Genomic DNA, 15,812 nt, shown 5'->3' with positions numbered 1-15,812 from the left:
ACGCAACGAGATGGCAATCCCTGGTGCCATCAGCGCCATGCCACCTCATTGCGCAGATAGACCGGCTGGGCCTCGACCGCCGACACCGCTTCACCGCGGGCATACGCCTGGGCGGCCAGCATCACCATGGCCTCGGCATCCGGTTGCGGCTCGGGCAGTTGCAGTGCCAGGCTGGCACGCACGCTCTCGGGTAGCTCGTCGTGCATCACCAGTCCCGAGCCGACCGCCAGCCAGTCATGCTCACGCAGCGCCGCAGGCAGCTCCAGCAGGCCCGGAGCGCAGACCTGCTCGGGTAGCACCTGCTCGACCTCGATCTCGCCGTCAGCGCGCGTCACGACGCGATAGGCGCCGGTGTAGAGCTCGCCCATGCGTGCATCCAGCATCGGCAGCACGAAACGCGCGTGATGCAGGCGGTGGGCCTGCAGTGACAGGGCCGCCAACGTCGAGACGCCGATCACCGGCACATCGAGACCGAAGGCGAGGCCCTGGATGGTGCCAGCGGCGATGCGCAACCCGGTGAACGAGCCCGGTCCGTGGCCATAGGCCAGGGCGTCGAGGTCATTGAGGGTCAGATCGGCAGCGGCCAGCAGCGCCTCGATCATCGGCATCATGCGCTGGGTGTGCTGACGGGGAGCCTCACAGCGCTCGGCAGTAACAACGCCGTCTTGCCACAGGGCAACGGAACAGGCGGAAGAGGATGCATCGATGGCCAGAAGCGTGGTCATGGGCGGTTCGTCGTCAGAAAAATGTGACGCGATTCTACCCGTCCCCCGCGGGCAGCAAAAGACGCAGGCTGTCCACGGCTGGTGTCGGCCGCGAGCGTCACTCCTGCTGCAACCCCCACGCCCACGCCGTCAAGCGGCCTGCCGCAACGCATCATTCCTGTTTCGCGCCAGTATGCGAAGAACAAAAAAACGCCCGCAGACAATGTCTACGGGCGTTCTTCGTCAGGCGGCCGGCTTCACCAGCGCGATCAGATCTGTTCCAACTGAGCCACCTGAGGCGTGCCGGGCAATCAGTGCTCCAGCGCGCTGACCAGCTGAGCACGAATGTCGTCGACGGAGCCGACGCCTTCGATGCGGTGGTAGGCCGGTGCCTGGGCATCGCCAGTGGCAGACCAGCTGGAGTAGTACTCGACCAGCGGTTCCGTCTGCTCGTGATAGACGGACAGACGGTTGCGCACGGTGGCTTCGCGGTCGTCTTCACGCTGGATCAGGGCTTCGCCAGTGACGTCGTCCTTGCCTTCTTCGCGCGGCGGGTTGTACTCGAGGTGGTAGACACGACCGGAGTCCGGGTGCACACGACGACCGGACAGACGCTTGACGATCTCTTCGTCAGCGACGGCGATCTCGACCACGTGGTCCAGCTTCACGCCGGCTTCCTTCATGGCGTCAGCCTGCGGAATGGTGCGCGGGAAGCCGTCGAACAGGAAGCCGTTCTCGCAATCGGGCTGGCTGATGCGCTCCTTGACCAGGGCGATGATGATCTCGTCGGACACCAGTCCGCCGGTATTCATGATCTCCTTGACCTTGAGTCCCAGCTCGCTGCCGGCCTTGACCGCGGCGCGCAGCATATCTCCGGTAGAGATCTGCGGGATGTTGAAACGCTCGCAGATGAACTGGGCCTGGGTGCCCTTGCCGGCGCCGGGGGCGCCCAACAGGATCAAACGCATCGGTACTGCTCCTTGAGTGTGCAAATGAAAAGCATCAAACGGGTGTAAAGGGTCATCTGGCGCTGGTGCACCTTGCCCTCGGCGGCAGATAGCCATCCAAGGCGCTCTGGTCGTCGACACGATCGAAATATAGCGGCGAAACTCGCGGCGTCGAGACGCTCGACTACCTCATGAGGGCCGAACGCATCGAGCGTATCGATGACCAGGATGAATATGGGCAGCGGACCAATATGTGCTGCGCAAAACGACGGCGCGCACGGATGATCTCATTATGTCATCGCCATGCAATGTAGAGCTGACGATACCGTTCACACGACGCCGGCACAAGCACACCAAAGGCGCGTATGCCGCCCTTTGGCACTGTTTTGGCGCGCAGGAGGGCCTGTCGCCCTCCTCGCCGGTTGCCGACCTGCCATACACGGCTGTCATGACACCAAAACGCCCCCTGCGGCACGCGGTCGCAGAGGGCGTCATTCCACTCACGCCGGGCCACCTTGCTCAGTCGCCGTGGCGTGATCAGGCTGAGTCATGTCAGCCGTTGCTGTGCCAATGTCTCACTCGGTGACGTCTTCCGCCTGGCTGCTGCGACGCAGACGCACTGCCTTGGCGCGCTTGCTGCGCAGACGGATGTTGAGCATTTCCACCGCCAGCGAGAAGGCCATCGCCACGTAGATATAGCCCTTGGGCACGTGGACACCGAAGCCTTCGACCATCAGCATCATGCCGACCATGATCAGGAAGGACAGCGCCAGCATCTTGATGGTCGGATGACGATCGACGAAATCGCCGATGGGCTTGGCGGCCACCATCATGATGCCCACCGAGATGACGATGGCGATGACCATCACCATCAGGTGGTCGACCATGCCCACCGCCGTGATCACCGAATCCAGCGAGAAGACGATGTCGATCAAGGCGATCTGGACCATGATTGCCATGAAGCTGGCGCTACCCTTCTTCGCGCCCTCTTCGGCGGGATCTTCGCCTTCCAGGTTGGCGTGGATCTCGTGGGTACTCTTGCCGAGCAGGAACAGGCCCCCGAAGACCAGAATCAGATCACGTCCCGAGAAACTGAAGTCGGCCACGCTGAACAGGGGCGCGGTCAATGACATCAGCCACGACAGCGACATCAACAGCACGATGCGCATGCCCATCGCCAGGCCCAGGCCGATCATGCGCCCGCGCTGACGCTGGGACTCGGGCAGCCGCGCGACCAGAATCGACAGGAAGATGATGTTGTCGATGCCCAGCACGATCTCAAGCGCGGTCAGGGTCGCCAGGGCTACCCATGCCGAAGGGTCCATCAACCATTCCATTGTCTTGCTCCTTGTGTGTTGCGAGAACCGGCCTTCCCGGGTCGTGCCAGCACGATGCGGCAGATCGCGGCAGGTTGGCGTGAAGCATCGCATGTTGTGCAGGGCAGCAACAGCGGTCGCCGCCCTGCCACGCCAACGGACATGCACAAAAAAACGGCCTCCCGAAGGAGGCCGTTATGTCAGCGAGGAGCGCCTTCACCTTCCAGGAAGGTCAAGGCACCCGCGCTTCATGCCACAGGCATCATCAGAGCAGCATGCGACGCACGTCGGTCAGCACCTGAGCCAGATACGCCGTGAAGCGTGCTGCATCCGCCCCGTTCACCGCACGGTGATCGTAGGACAGTGACAGCGGCATCATCAGACGCGGCTGGAAGGCAGCGCCGTCCCACACCGGCTTCATCTGCGCCTTGGAGACGCCCAGGATGGCGACTTCCGGCGTGTTGACGATCGGGGTGAAGGCTGTACCGCCAATGGAGCCAAGGCTCGAGATGGTGAAGCAACCACCGGTCATCTCTTCGCGCTTGAGCTTCTTGGTCTGCGCCTTCTTGGCCAGTTCCACGGACTCCTTGGCCAGGTCCAGCAGGCTCTTCTGATCCGCATTGCGGATCACCGGCACCATCAGGCCGTCCGGCGTATCCACCGCGATACCGATGTGCACGTACTTCTTGTGCACCAGGGTCTCGCCGTCGGCCTTGAGGCTGACGTTGAACTGCGGATACTTGGCCAGCGCGTGAGCCGCCGCCTTGATCATGAACGGCAGCGGCGTGAGCTTGGCACCTGCCGCTTCCGCCTCGGCCTTCATGGACTTGCGGAAGGCCTCGAGCTCGGTGATATCGGCTTCATCGAACTGGGTCACATGCGGGACGTTGAGCCAGCTGCGATGCAGGTTAGTGGCACCGGCCTTCATCAGGCGGCCCATCTTCTTCTCTTCGATCTCACCGAACTGGCTGAAGTCCTGATCCGGCACCTGCGGGATACCGGCACCGCCGGTGGCCTGCGCGGCAGGTGCTGCCGGTGCGGACTTGGCCTTCTGCATCATCTGCTTGACGTAGGCCTGGACATCTTCCTTCACCACACGGCCCTTCGGACCGCTGCCGGAGACATCCGCCAGGTCGACACCGAACTCACGTGCCAGCAGGCGAACCGCAGGTCCTGCGTGGACCTTGGCGCCCTTGCTCGGCTTGTGAGCGGCCATCTGGGCTTCCGGACTCGGCGCACCGGCCGGTGTCGGAGCCGGCTTCTGCTCGCTCTTCTCCGCCTTGGGCGCAGCCGGCGCTTCGGACTTGGCAGCCTTCGGCGCAGGCGCGGCACCCGCGACCTCGATGTAACCGATCAGGTCACCCTCGGAGACGGTGTCACCTTCCTTGACGGAAAGCTCCACCACCTTGCCCTTGTAGGGGCTCGGGATGTCCATGGTCGCCTTGTCGGACTCGAGCGTGATCAGCGCGTCTTCCTCGTTGACCTCGTCGCCGACGGCCACGGCCATCTCGATGATCGGCACGCTGTCGCTGCCGGACAGATCCGGGACACGCAATTCCTTGCGCTCCGGCTCGCCGGAGGCCGGCGCTTCTTCAGCAGCCGGTGCCTCGGAAGACGTGTCTTCAGAGGTGGACTCGGAGGAAGAAGCCTGCTCGGCCGGCGCGGAATCAGACGCGCTGTCGCCGCCTTCACCAGCGATTTCCATCTGACCGATGACATCACCGGAAGCGACGCTGTCGCCTTCCTTGACGGTCAGCTTGACGATCTTGCCCTTGTGCGGGCTCGGGACGTCCATGCTGGCCTTGTCGGATTCCAGCGTGATCAGCGCATCTTCGGCGTCGACTTCGTCACCTTCGGAGACGGCCATCTCGATGATCGGCACGGCTTCGGAGTCGCCCAGGTCCGGCACGACGATGTCGACGGTCTGGGTACCACCGGAAGCGGCCTTCGGTGCAGAAGCGTCTTCCTTCGGCGCTTGCTGCTCAGAGGCTTCCTGCTTGGGAGCCTCTTCCTTCGGCGCTTCCTGCTCGTCAGAAGCGTCAGAGGAGGTGTCACCACCGCCTTCGGCTTCCAGCTCCAGGATATCGTCGCCTTCGGAGACGGTGTCGCCTTCCTTGACGAGAATCTTCACCACCTTGCCGCCCTTCGGTGCCGGCACATCCATGCTGGCCTTGTCGGACTCAAGAGTGATCATGGTGTCTTCGGCGGAGATGACATCTCCCACCGCCACCGCTATCTCGATGATCTCGACATCGGAACTACCGCCAATGTCGGGAACCTTGATGATTTCGCTGCTCAAGATCGTGCTCCTTCCAAAACGTGCACGGGGAGCGGCACCCGAATCACCTGCGCATCATCATGATGTCGAGGAGGGAGTGCCGCTCGCCTGTTCCGCGATCTCCGCTCAGACGTTCAGCGGATTCGGCTTGTTGGGGTCGATGCCGTAGGTCTTGATCGCTTCCGCGACCACCTTGCGGTCGATCTCACCACGATCCGCCAGCGCCTTCAGGGCCTGGACGGTGACGAAGTTGCGGTCGACTTCGAAGAAGTGACGCAGCTTCTCGCGGGTATCGGAACGACCGAAACCGTCGGTACCGAGCACGTGATAGTCAGCCGGCACCCAGGCACGAACCTGGTCAGCAAACAGCTTCATGTAGTCAGTGGCAGCCACGACCGGGCCGTCACGTCCTTCCAGACACTGAGTGATGTGCGGCTTGGCCGGGGTCTCTTCCGGCTTGAGGAAGGCCTGACGATCCAGTTCCAGCGCTTCGCGACGCAGCTCGTTGAAGCTGGTGACGCTCCAGATGTCGGCGTCGACACCGTAGTCCTGCTTGAGCATCTCGGCGGCTGCCTCGACTTCACGCAGGATGGTGCCGGAACCCAGCAGCTGAACGCGTGCCTTGCCGTCCTTGCCGCCTTCCTTGAGCAGGTACATCCCCTTGATGATGTCCTCTGCGGGCACCGTCTCGAGTGCTGGCTGCTCGTAGTTCTCGTTCATTACCGCCAGGTAGTAGAAGACCGGCTCGTGCTGCTCGAACATGCGCTTCATGCCGTCCTGCACGATGACCGCCACTTCGTGAGCGTAGGTCGGGTCGTAGGTGCGGCAGTTCGGGATGGTCGAGGCCAGGATATGGCTGTGGCCATCCTGGTGCTGCAGACCTTCGCCGTTCAGGGTGGTACGACCGGCAGTGCCGCCGACCAGGAAGCCACGTGCCTGCAGGTCGCCTGCGGCCCACGCCAGGTCACCGATGCGCTGGAAGCCGAACATCGAGTAGTAGACGTAGAACGGCATCAGCGGCAGGTTGTGGTTGGCGTAGGACGTTGCCGCCGCCACCCACGCAGACATGGCGCCTGCTTCGGAGATACCTTCCTCGAGGACCTGACCTTTCTGGTCCTCGCGGTAATACATGATCTGACCCTTGTCGACCGGCTCGTACTTCTGGCCTGCCGCGGTGTAGATACCCAGCTGACGGAACATGCCTTCCATGCCGAAGGTACGCGCTTCGTCAGGAATGATCGGCACGACACGCTCGCCGAGGGTCTTGTGCTTGACCAGACCGTTGAGCACGCGCACGAAGGCCATGGTGGTGGACACTTCGCGGCCGTTGGAACCCTTGAGCTGGGACGCGAAGATCTTGTCGTCCAGCGGCGGGATTTCCAGCGTTTCATACTCGGTGCGACGCTGCGGCAGGTAGCCGTTCAGACGTTCGCGCATGAGGTGCATGTACTTCATTTCCGGGCTGTCGTCCGCCGGCTTGTAGTACGGCACTTCCTCGAGCTGCTCGTCGGTCAGCGGGATACCGAAGCGATCGCGGAATGTCTTCAGCGCTTCGTGTTCCATGGTCTTGACCTGGTGGGCTTCGTTGGCCGCTTCGCCATCGCCCATGCCCATGCCGTAACCCTTGACGGTGTGCGCCAGGATGACGGTCGGACGACCGTTGGCGTTGTTGACCGCCTCGTGATACGCCGCGTAGACCTTGTACGGGTCGTGGCCACCACGGTTCAGACGCCAGATATCGTCGTCTGACATGTCCTTGACCAGATCGGCCGTCTCCGGGTACTTGCCGAAGAAGTGCTCGCGCGTGTACGCGCCGCCATTGGCCTTGTAGTTCTGGTAGTCGCCGTCGACCGCTTCGTCCATGCGCTTCTGCAGGATGCCTTTCTTGTCCTGTTCGAAGAGCGGATCCCAGAAGCGACCCCAGGTGACCTTGAGCACGTTCCAGTCGGCACCACGGAAGACGCCTTCCAGCTCGTCCATGATGCGGCCGTTGCCGCGCACCGGACCGTCAAGACGCTGCAGGTTGCAGTTGATGACGAAGATCAGGTTGTCGAGGTTCTCGCGGCCAGCCAGCGAGATGGCACCCAGGGATTCCGGCTCGTCACACTCGCCGTCACCCATGAAGCACCACACCTTGCGGTCGTACATGGACTTCAACTCACGCGAGTTGAGGTACTTCATGACGTGCGCCTGGTAGATCGCCTGGATCGGGCCCAGACCCATGGAGACGGTCGGGAACTGCCAGTAATCCGGCATCAGCCACGGGTGCGGATAGGAAGACAGGCCGTTGCCGTCGACTTCCTGACGGAAGCTGTCCATCTGCTCCTGGCTGAGACGACCTTCCAGGAAGGAGCGGGCGTAGATGCCCGGCGCCACGTGACCCTGGATGTAAAGCAGATCGCCTTCGAAATCTCCTTCCGGTGCACGGAAGAAGTGGTTGAAGCCTACGTCGTAAAGCGTCGCACTGGACATGAAGCTCGAGATGTGACCGCCGAGGCCCTTGTGGGCACGGTTGTTGCGGATCACCTGAGCGATGGCGTTGTAACGGATAAGCGAACGGATACGACGCTCCATGAACAGGTCGCCCGGCATGCGCGCTTCGCGGTGCACGGGGATACTGTTGCGATGGGGCGTGGTCACCGAGAAGGGCACCTGATGGCCATCACGACGCAGGCGGTCAGCCAGGCGTGACATCAGGTACTGGGCACGATCCTCACCCTCACGATCCAGAACCGATTCCAGGGAGTCCAACCATTCCGTGGTTTCGATCGGATCGAGATCTTCTCTTGCCTCCAGACTCATAGACGTCTCTCCGAGTGAAGAAATTTTTTGTCAAACGTTTCGACGAACAGCGATATCGAAACCAGTGGCGCTCTTCAGTGTGGGCACGACCTTCTGAGTGGGTCGCATCTCCGATAGACCTGTCGTGACCGGGTCTTGCCGGCCGTCAATCTCGACGCGCATCCTGCGCCAAAGCAGGGCACAAGATGCAGTCATTTGGCGTGAAAGATACCGCAAACACCCCCGCGTGCCAATTCAGGGCAGCAAGACTCACCGGGCAGGTGCAAGGCTTGGCTGCCCCGCGGCAGCACTGGCCTCATGCGCCTTGCGGTCGGGACTCATACGCCAGACTGAGCCGCCCTCGATAGTCGTGATGTAGTAAAACTACCAACGCGCCCCGCCACTGGGCGTTTCCTGCCTGGAGACGCCACACAATGCTGCAATGCACCATCGCGAGGCACCTGCGACCTTAGTCCTGAATGTCGTCCAGCAGGCGATCGAAGTAAGCCCAATCGAAGGCCGGGCCAGGATCCGTCTTGCGCAACGGCGCAATCCGCGCATGCGAGGTGATGCGCTCGCGCGTCAGCGCGGGATAGCTCGCCATCAGGCCGGCCACGGTGCGTGCCAGGGTGCGATATTGGACATCGCGATAGGGATGCACCTCATCGCCCTCGAGCTCGATGCCGATGGTGAAGTCATTGAGCTCGACACGTTCACGCTGACCGTCATGCCAGCGCGAGCGACCGGCGTGCCAGGCACGACGATCGAAGGGCACGAACTGCACCAGGCGACCGTCTCGCTGGATCAGCACATGCGCCGAGACGCGCAGCTGATGGATATCGGCAAAGTAAGGGTGGGCGCCGGGATCGAGCTGATTGGTGAACAGCTGCTCGATGGCCGGGCCACCGAAGCGTCCGGGCGGCAGGCTGATGGAATGCAGCACCAGCGCCGAGACTTCTCCCTCGGGACGAGCATTGTGATTGGGAGACGGCACCTGACGGGCGCTCTCCAGCCAGTGCTCGGGGGTGACCGCCAGACGCGTCAGGTGGCCCGACCGCGGGGAAGAGGACAAGGGGGGCATCGAAGACTCCAGACGGGAAGGTCGTCGCACGCGGGGACTGACCGCTCGCGTGGCTTTTCCTATAATGGCGCACATTATGGCATGCTCGGCAGCCACGGGTCTGTGCCACTGCCCTGGCACACGCACAGACCCCGGCTCCGGCAGCACTCTTCGTACAAGGATCAGACGCGCATGAACTTCCACGACGCCCTCGCCGAGGATATCCGTACCAGCGCCGCCCGCCTGCTCGCCGAGGATGTCGGCGGTGGCGATATCACCGCCGAATTGATTCCGGAGCGCCAGTGGGCCAAGGCGCGCGTGATCAGTCGCGAACCGGCCATCCTGTGCGGTGTGCCCTGGGTCGATGAGCTGTTTCGTCGCCTCGATCCGCGCGTCAGCCTCAAGTGGCTGGCCAGCGACGGTGATCGCCTCGAGGCCGACGCGCCCTTCCTGGAGCTGGAAGGCCCGGCACGTTCGCTGCTGACCGGCGAGCGCGCGGCGCTCAACCTGCTGCAGACGCTCTCCGGCACCGCGACCCGCGCCAGCCACTATGCCTCGCTGGTCGAGGGCAGTGGCGTGCGCCTGCTCGATACCCGCAAGACCCTGCCGGGCATGCGTGTCGCCCAGAAGTACGCCGTCAGCTGCGGCGGTGGCCACAATCATCGCATCGGCCTCTATGACGCCTTCCTGATCAAGGAAAACCATATCGCCGCCTGTGGCAGCATCGCGGCGGCGGTGCGTGAGGCGCGCGACATCGCCTCCGACGTCACCTGCGAAGTGGAAGTCGAGAATTTCGAGGAGCTGGCCCAGGCGCTGGATGCCGGTGCCGACGTCATCATGCTCGACAACTTCGACAACGATCAGCTCATCGAGGCCGTGGCGCGCAACAAGGCGCATGCCAAGCCGGCCGTGCTGGAAGCCTCCGGCAACGTCAGCGAGGCGACCCTGCCGGGTATCGCCGCCACCGGCGTGGATTGCATCTCGATCGGCGCGCTGACCAAGGACGTGACCTCCATCGACCTGTCGATGCGCATCTACACTGTCGAGACCCGCTAGCCAACGACAGGGGAATGCCTTCCTGCTGGCCAGCTCCTGTCCTGCAGAGGTCGCCGCTGACGCCGGCCCATCTGTCACGACACATTGCCATGCCGCCAGGGAGGCGCCCCATGTCCCCGCCATCTTCTCATCAGCATCCGCCTGAAGCCCCCAGGGCATCAGGCGGCGGCTGGCAGACTCGCCGCTGGAGTCTCTACGCGCCGATCTATGACCGTGTGGCCGCTCGCATCCTGCGCTCCGCGCGGCGCGACGCCATCGCGACTCTCGATATCCAGGCAGGCACCCGCGTGCTGCTGCTCGGCGGTGGCACCGGGCTCGACCTGCCCTTCCTGCCCCGCGACATCGAACTCGAGGTGATCGACGCCTCCCCCGCCATGCTGCGCCGCTGTCGCGAGCGCGCCGAGACGCTGGGCTTCGATGCCAACGTCAAGCCGGGCGACGCCATGGCGCTCGACTTCCCCGATGGCTATTTCGATGTCGTCATCGCCCACCTGATCATCGCCGTGGTGCCCCAGCCCCAGCGCGCCTTCGATGAAGCGCTGCGCGTGCTGGCCAGCGATGGCGAGCTGTCGCTGCTCGACAAGGGCCTGCGCGGCAATCGCCCGGCCGGGCGACTGCGTCGTCTGCTCAATCCTCTGGCCCGGCTGGTGGCGACCAACCTCAATGTGCCGCTGGACAACCTGCTGGAGGGCCATGCGGTGCAGCGACTCGAGGACCGCGACCTCGGCCCCGGCGGGGCGTTGCGCCACATGCATCTGCGCAAGATCTGATCTGCACTGCCACTCCCCCCTTGCATTGCGCGTTCGGCATCGCCACGCAATGAGGACACCCGGATGACGAAAGCGACACGGCTCGAGGCACCTGACTGGGCTCTCGTCGCCGTCGCTCCCTGCAAGGAGGTTTGCATGCAGATTGATCTACGCGGCCGCAGCGCCATCATCAGTGGTTCCACTGCCGGTATCGGCTTCGCCATCGCCACCGGGCTTGCCCGCGCAGGCGCCAGCGTCACCTTGACCGGCCGCACCCAGGCGCGTGTGGATGAGGCCGTCACCAGCCTCAGAGACAAGGCCCCGGGCAGCGAGGTACAGGGCGTGGCCGCGGACCTGGGCACACGCGAAGGCTGCGACACGCTGATCCGCGCCGTGCCGGACACCGACATCCTGATCAACAATGTCGGCATCTTCGCCCCGCAGGATTTCTTCGACACCGACGACGACACCTGGGAGCAGTTCTTCCAGGTCAACGTGATGTCGGCGGTACGCCTGTCCCGCCACTATGCGCGCGGCATGAAGGAGCGCGACTGGGGCCGCATCCAGTTCCTGTCCAGCGAATCGGCGCTCAACATCCCCAGCGAGATGGTCCACTACGGCATGACCAAGTCTGCGGTGCAGTCCGTCTCGCGCGGGCTCGCCAAGGTGCTGTCCGGCACCCGCGTGACCGTCAACGCCATCCTGCCGGGGCCGACCCGCTCCGAGGGCGTACTCGAGATACTCAAGCAGAACGCCGAGGAGCAAGGCAGGTCACTTGAAGAGGTTGAGGCCGACTTCGTCAAGCAGGCCCGCCCGACCTCCATCCTGCAGCGCCTGGCAAGCCCCGAGGAAGTCGCCAACATGAGCGTCTACGCCGCCTCCGAACAGGCCAGCGCCACCACCGGCGCCGCATTGCGTGTGGAAGGCGGCATCGTCGATACCATGGCGTGATCGCTGACCTGTCTGCCGGCCTGATCCGTCTGCCGGCCTGTTCTGTCTGGCCTGCGATCAGGACTTTAAGTCCGGGCTTGAGAACAGAACAGAACGCAATGGACATCGTCCCAGATGCAAGAAGCCCCCACCGGGCGACCGGTGGGGGCTTCTTCATGTTCAGCATCACAGTGCTGTGCGCTTCACTCGTCTAGGCGCTTCACTCGTCGAGGCGTTTCTCGAAGCGCTCGCGCTTGAGACAGATGCCATCGCGCTTGACATGCTCAAGCCCCAGGCTGTGCCAGCCACGGCGGGCCAGGCCCGGCGACAGCGTCAGACTGGCCTCCAGACTCATCACGCGCACCTTGCGCTCGCGCAGGTCGCGCTCGGCCGCCGCCAGCAACTGGCTGCCGATGCCCTGCCCCATCAGACTCGGATAGACGTAAAGCATCTCGATGCGTGCCAGCGGCCATTCGGGGGCGTACTCGCAGAAGCCGATACAGCGGCCATCACGCTCCGCTACCAGCACCTCGAAGCGATGCTGACGCGCGGCCCAGCGCTCGGCGTCGCGCGGGACACGCGCGGCCCACTGCTGGCGCTGCGCCAGATCATAGTGACCGGCAGCGCCCTGCATGACGGCCTGGTAGAACACCTCGGCCTGGTCCGCGGCATGCTGCGGCTGCGCCGGCACGATATGAACACGCTCCCTGGCCACTTCACGGCTATCGGTCTGGCTGTGCAATCGTTCGTCCTCCTTGTGTCCTCGAACGAGGACGATGTATACATGGAAAACCTGACAGGCTCACGGCTGACACCTGTCACTGAAGCTCCCTGCTCAGCCGCTGAAGGAAATCTCATCGAAGCGGCTGGCCCGGGGGTGATCTCCCGTGACCATGTCCGGCTCCCGCACCAGCTGCCAGGTATGGAAGCCGGCGGCAGCGGCGGCGTCCAGCTCGGCGACGACATCCGACAGGAACAGGATCTCCGCGCCCGGAATGCCCAGCTGACCGGCGATGCGGCGATAGCTCTCGGCTTCCTGCTTGGGGCCCGTGGTGGTGTCGAAGTAGCCGGCAAACAGCGGAGTCAGATCGCCGACATCGGAATGCCCGAACAACAGCTTCTGGGCCTGGATGGAGCCTGAAGAGTAGACATACAAGGACAGTCCGCGTTCCTTCCAGTCACGCAATCCCTTCACGGCATCGGGATAGACATGGCCGGTGAAGTCGCCGTCCGCGTAGCCCTGTGCCCAGACCATGCCCTGCAGTGCCTTGAGCGGCGTGGCCTTGCGGTCGGCGTCGATCCAGCCTTCCAGAATGGCGATCACGGCCTCGAGATCGGCCGCGGGCGCCTCGGCCAGCTCGCGGGTAGCGGTCAGCTGCTCGGCGACGTCCTCACGCTCGGCGTTGGCACGCACGAAATCGCCCAGATTGGCGCGCGCATAGGGGAACAGCACCTGATGCACGAAGCGAATCGAGCCGGTCGTGCCCTCGATGTCGGTGACGATGGCGCGAATCATGCGGACTCCTGGGAATGCGGGGCTGCGGTCTGGGTAAAGTGCTCGGCCAACGCTTCATGACGCGGGAAGCGGGCGGCGATGTCGTTGTCGGTGAATTTGGCGATCCAGCCTTCCGGATTGGTGAACAGGCGGATGGCGGTGAAGTCCGGCGTCGGCCCCATGTCGAACCAGTGCGGCGTGCCGGCCGGTACGGCGATCAGGTCATCCTTCTCGCAACCGACCGCCAGCACGCGCTCGCCCAGATGCAGGTAAAAGATGCCGCTGCCGCGCACGAAGAAGCGCACCTCGTGCTCCGCGTGGCGGTGCTCATCGAGGAACTTGCCGCGCAGGGCGTCGCGGTCAGGGTGATCCGGCGTCAGGCCGATCACGTCGGCGGTGACGAAGCCGTTCTCGGACTTGAGACGCGCGACATCGTCGGCGTAGGCCGCCAGCACCTGGGTCTGGTCGGTGGGGTCACTCATCTCGCAGCCCGCCGTCCAGCGCTCGAAGCGAATGCCTTCAGCCTCGAGTTCGCTGGCGATCTGCGCGCCATCATTGGTGATCAACTGCGGACGCGAGGCGTCCTGCTCGGCGTAGATGGCCAGAAAGCTCATCGCTGTCTCCTCAGTTCCAGTTCACAACCCATCAGGAAATCGAGCGCTTCGACATGGCGGCGGCAGGCCGTCATGCTGCTGGCCCAGGTGTAGAGGCCATGGCCGCGAATCAGGTAGCCGTGCAGACCGGCATCGGCGGCCAGGCGGGCGCGTACGTCCAACGCCAGCGCATCGATATCCTGAGTATTGTCGAAGACGGCCAGACGTACCGCCGTCTCATGACTCTTGACGCCTTCCAGCGCCTTGTTGAGCTCGAAACTCTCCAGGCTCAGGGTGTCGCCCTCATGGCACAGCGACAGCACGGTGGCGGCCCAGGAGTGAGTATGCAGAATCGCCTGCGCGTGGGGCAGGTCTTCGTAGAGCTGGCCATGCAGGCGCGCCTCGTCAGAGGCCTTGCGGGAAGTGCCCTGCAGCCTGACGGCAAAATCGCTGACCAGAATATCGCCACTGGTCAGGCGGCCCTTGTGGCAGCCCGAGGCGGTGACCGCCATCAGGCGATCACTGAGACGACAGGAGAAGTTGCCACCGGTGGCCGGTACCTGCCCGGCAGCGTCCAGCGCCTGACCGGCCTCGATCAACTGTTGGCTCGCCAGTGCAAGGCGGTCGAGGTCCAGTGTCGACGGCAGGCCGTCGGCAGCGGCAATGGCGATAGGGTCTGACATGATCAAAGTTGCCCTCAAGAGTCGCGCGGGGCTTTCACGCCCCGTCGCCAGCATCACGATTCAGCGCCACGTGGCGCTGCTCTCGCGGCAGACTACACAAGCCGACCCAGTGAGACCAGTCATGCCGTGCGACGACGGGCATGGCATCATGGCGACCTGGAATGTCACGCGACATTCTGCGCCATCATCACTTCAGCCTCTGCCACGGTCTTGCCATGTCCTCTTCCGATCAGCCCGCCAGCCCCCATCCGACCGCCGACACGACCGAGCGCCCGATGAGCGATGCCGCACTGGCCAGACGCATGCCGCTGCTGCCCCCTCATCTGCGTGAGCAGGCCATGACACTGGGGCAACAGACCATGCAGCCGGTGGGCATCATCGAGAGCTGCTACCCGGACAAGTTCGGCATTCCCCGCCAGCCGGGTCTGGCACGCCATGCCACCGCCATCCTGCACCTGCTGCCGCCCTTCGATGACCCGGACTGCGTGCGCGACATCGACGGCTTCAGCCACCTGTGGATCCACTTCCTGTTCCACGCCAGCCCCACACGCTGGACGCCGCTGATCCGCCCGCCACGCCTGGGTGGCAATGCACGCACCGGCGTGTTCGCCTCGCGCAGTACCCATCGTCCCAACCGACTGGGCCAGTCGGTGGTCGAGCTTGCAGGCGTCGAGACAGGCGCCAGCGACAGGCCGGGGGGCAGACAGACGGGCAGGCACAGCGGCGTGCGCCTGCTGCTGCGCGGCCATGACCTGCTGGATGGCACGCCGGTGATGGACATCAAGCCCTATCTGCCGTGGGTCGATGCCGTGCCCCAGGCACGTGCCGGTTACGCGCCTGCCCCGCCGCCACGCCATGCCGTCATGTTCAGTGACGAGGCCGAGCAGCAGCTTGAACAGCGCTCCGACAGTGCCACGCTGCGCGCCCTGATCGAGGAAGTGCTCGCCCAGGACCCGCGCCCCGCCTATCACGCCGCCAGGCCCGCCGATGGCAAGCGCCAGTATGGCGTGCGGCTGGTGGACGTGGATGTGCGCTTCACGGCCCGCACGCAACCCGATGGCTCCTTGACGATGGAGGTCGCGGCCATCGTGACCGTCTGATCAAGCCCTTGCGCGAGCCAGGGCAGCACCTTGCCCAGTGGGGGTCAACGCCTTGCATGAAGCGGATCGAAGGATTGAGCGCGCCAGATCAAGACAATGCCAGATTGGATTGGCAAACCG

Annotated in this window: 14 protein-coding genes; 4 read left to right on the top strand and 10 right to left on the bottom strand. The window is 64.0% G+C overall.

Going from position 1 to position 15,812, the window contains the following annotated elements:
* Positions 1 to 29: 29 nt before the first annotated feature.
* From tsaB to ampD, 6 genes are all read right to left on the bottom strand, one after another.
* Positions 30 to 725 carry a tRNA (adenosine(37)-N6)-threonylcarbamoyltransferase complex dimerization subunit type 1 TsaB gene (gene tsaB, locus AOG28_RS13915; protein WP_054556848.1) on the bottom strand — a complete coding sequence of 232 codons (696 nt, stop codon included), beginning with the start codon at positions 723 to 725 and terminating at the stop codon, positions 30 to 32.
* Positions 726 to 1,015: 290 nt separating this feature from the next.
* Positions 1,016 to 1,672 carry an adenylate kinase gene (gene adk / locus AOG28_RS13910; protein WP_054556847.1) on the bottom strand — a complete coding sequence of 219 codons (657 nt, stop codon included), beginning with the start codon at positions 1,670 to 1,672 and terminating at the stop codon, positions 1,016 to 1,018.
* 554 nt (positions 1,673 to 2,226) lie between these two features.
* On the bottom strand, positions 2,227 to 2,988 hold the full coding sequence (locus AOG28_RS13905; RefSeq protein WP_043333781.1) for a TerC family protein: 762 nt from the start codon (positions 2,986 to 2,988) through the stop codon (positions 2,227 to 2,229).
* Positions 2,989 to 3,232: 244 nt separating this feature from the next.
* Positions 3,233 to 5,266, bottom strand: coding sequence for a pyruvate dehydrogenase complex dihydrolipoyllysine-residue acetyltransferase (gene aceF, locus AOG28_RS13900; RefSeq protein WP_054556846.1), 2,034 nt, complete (start codon positions 5,264 to 5,266; stop codon positions 3,233 to 3,235).
* A 105-nt stretch (positions 5,267 to 5,371) separates the two neighbouring features.
* A complete protein-coding gene (gene aceE / locus AOG28_RS13895; RefSeq protein WP_043333779.1) occupies positions 5,372 to 8,047 on the bottom strand; it encodes a pyruvate dehydrogenase (acetyl-transferring), homodimeric type in 2,676 nt (891 codons plus the stop codon).
* Between the two features lie 448 nt (positions 8,048 to 8,495).
* A complete protein-coding gene (gene ampD / locus AOG28_RS13890; RefSeq protein WP_052384569.1) occupies positions 8,496 to 9,107 on the bottom strand; it encodes a 1,6-anhydro-N-acetylmuramyl-L-alanine amidase AmpD in 612 nt (203 codons plus the stop codon).
* A gap of 171 nt (positions 9,108 to 9,278) precedes the next feature.
* Here ampD and nadC point away from each other — a divergent pair, with 171 nt between their 5' ends.
* The 3 genes from nadC to AOG28_RS13875 all read left to right on the top strand — a co-directional run bounded on the left by nadC (position 9,279) and on the right by AOG28_RS13875 (position 11,842).
* Positions 9,279 to 10,142, top strand: a complete 864-nt coding sequence (nadC, locus tag AOG28_RS13885; RefSeq protein WP_054556845.1) for a carboxylating nicotinate-nucleotide diphosphorylase — start codon at positions 9,279 to 9,281, stop codon at positions 10,140 to 10,142.
* A gap of 110 nt (positions 10,143 to 10,252) precedes the next feature.
* Positions 10,253 to 10,912 carry a class I SAM-dependent methyltransferase gene (locus AOG28_RS13880; protein WP_054556844.1) on the top strand — a complete coding sequence of 220 codons (660 nt, stop codon included), beginning with the start codon at positions 10,253 to 10,255 and terminating at the stop codon, positions 10,910 to 10,912.
* Between the two features lie 135 nt (positions 10,913 to 11,047).
* Positions 11,048 to 11,842, top strand: a complete 795-nt coding sequence (locus AOG28_RS13875) for an SDR family NAD(P)-dependent oxidoreductase (protein WP_054556843.1) — start codon at positions 11,048 to 11,050, stop codon at positions 11,840 to 11,842.
* A gap of 199 nt (positions 11,843 to 12,041) precedes the next feature.
* On the opposite strand, the gene AOG28_RS13870 is transcribed toward AOG28_RS13875, so the two are convergent.
* The 4 genes from AOG28_RS13870 to AOG28_RS13855 all read right to left on the bottom strand — a co-directional run bounded on the left by AOG28_RS13870 (position 12,042) and on the right by AOG28_RS13855 (position 14,592).
* A complete protein-coding gene (locus AOG28_RS13870; protein WP_235507040.1) occupies positions 12,042 to 12,563 on the bottom strand; it encodes a GNAT family N-acetyltransferase in 522 nt (173 codons plus the stop codon).
* Positions 12,564 to 12,656: 93 nt separating this feature from the next.
* Positions 12,657 to 13,337, bottom strand: a complete 681-nt coding sequence (gene mtnC, locus AOG28_RS13865) for an acireductone synthase (protein WP_054556842.1) — start codon at positions 13,335 to 13,337, stop codon at positions 12,657 to 12,659.
* Positions 13,334 to 13,930 carry a 1,2-dihydroxy-3-keto-5-methylthiopentene dioxygenase gene (locus tag AOG28_RS13860; protein WP_054556841.1) on the bottom strand — a complete coding sequence of 199 codons (597 nt, stop codon included), beginning with the start codon at positions 13,928 to 13,930 and terminating at the stop codon, positions 13,334 to 13,336. Before AOG28_RS13860 ends, mtnC begins: the two co-directional genes overlap by 4 nt.
* Positions 13,927 to 14,592, bottom strand: coding sequence for a methylthioribulose 1-phosphate dehydratase (locus AOG28_RS13855; RefSeq protein WP_082388826.1), 666 nt, complete (start codon positions 14,590 to 14,592; stop codon positions 13,927 to 13,929). Before AOG28_RS13855 ends, AOG28_RS13860 begins: the two co-directional genes overlap by 4 nt.
* Before the next feature lie 338 nt (positions 14,593 to 14,930).
* On the opposite strand from AOG28_RS13855, the gene tsaA reads away from it, so the two are divergent.
* The gene (gene tsaA, locus AOG28_RS13850) at positions 14,931 to 15,692 is read left to right on the top strand and encodes a tRNA (N6-threonylcarbamoyladenosine(37)-N6)-methyltransferase TrmO (RefSeq protein ID WP_054556884.1); all 762 of its coding nucleotides are present in this window, start codon (positions 14,931 to 14,933) and stop codon (positions 15,690 to 15,692) included.
* Positions 15,693 to 15,812: the final 120 nt, after the last annotated feature.

It is taken from the genome of Cobetia sp. UCD-24C (genome assembly GCF_001306765.1).
Taxonomy (GTDB): domain Bacteria; phylum Pseudomonadota; class Gammaproteobacteria; order Pseudomonadales; family Halomonadaceae; genus Cobetia; species Cobetia amphilecti.
The sequence above is the reverse complement of the archived record's forward strand: the minus strand, read 5'-3'. Positions and strand labels throughout refer to the sequence as shown.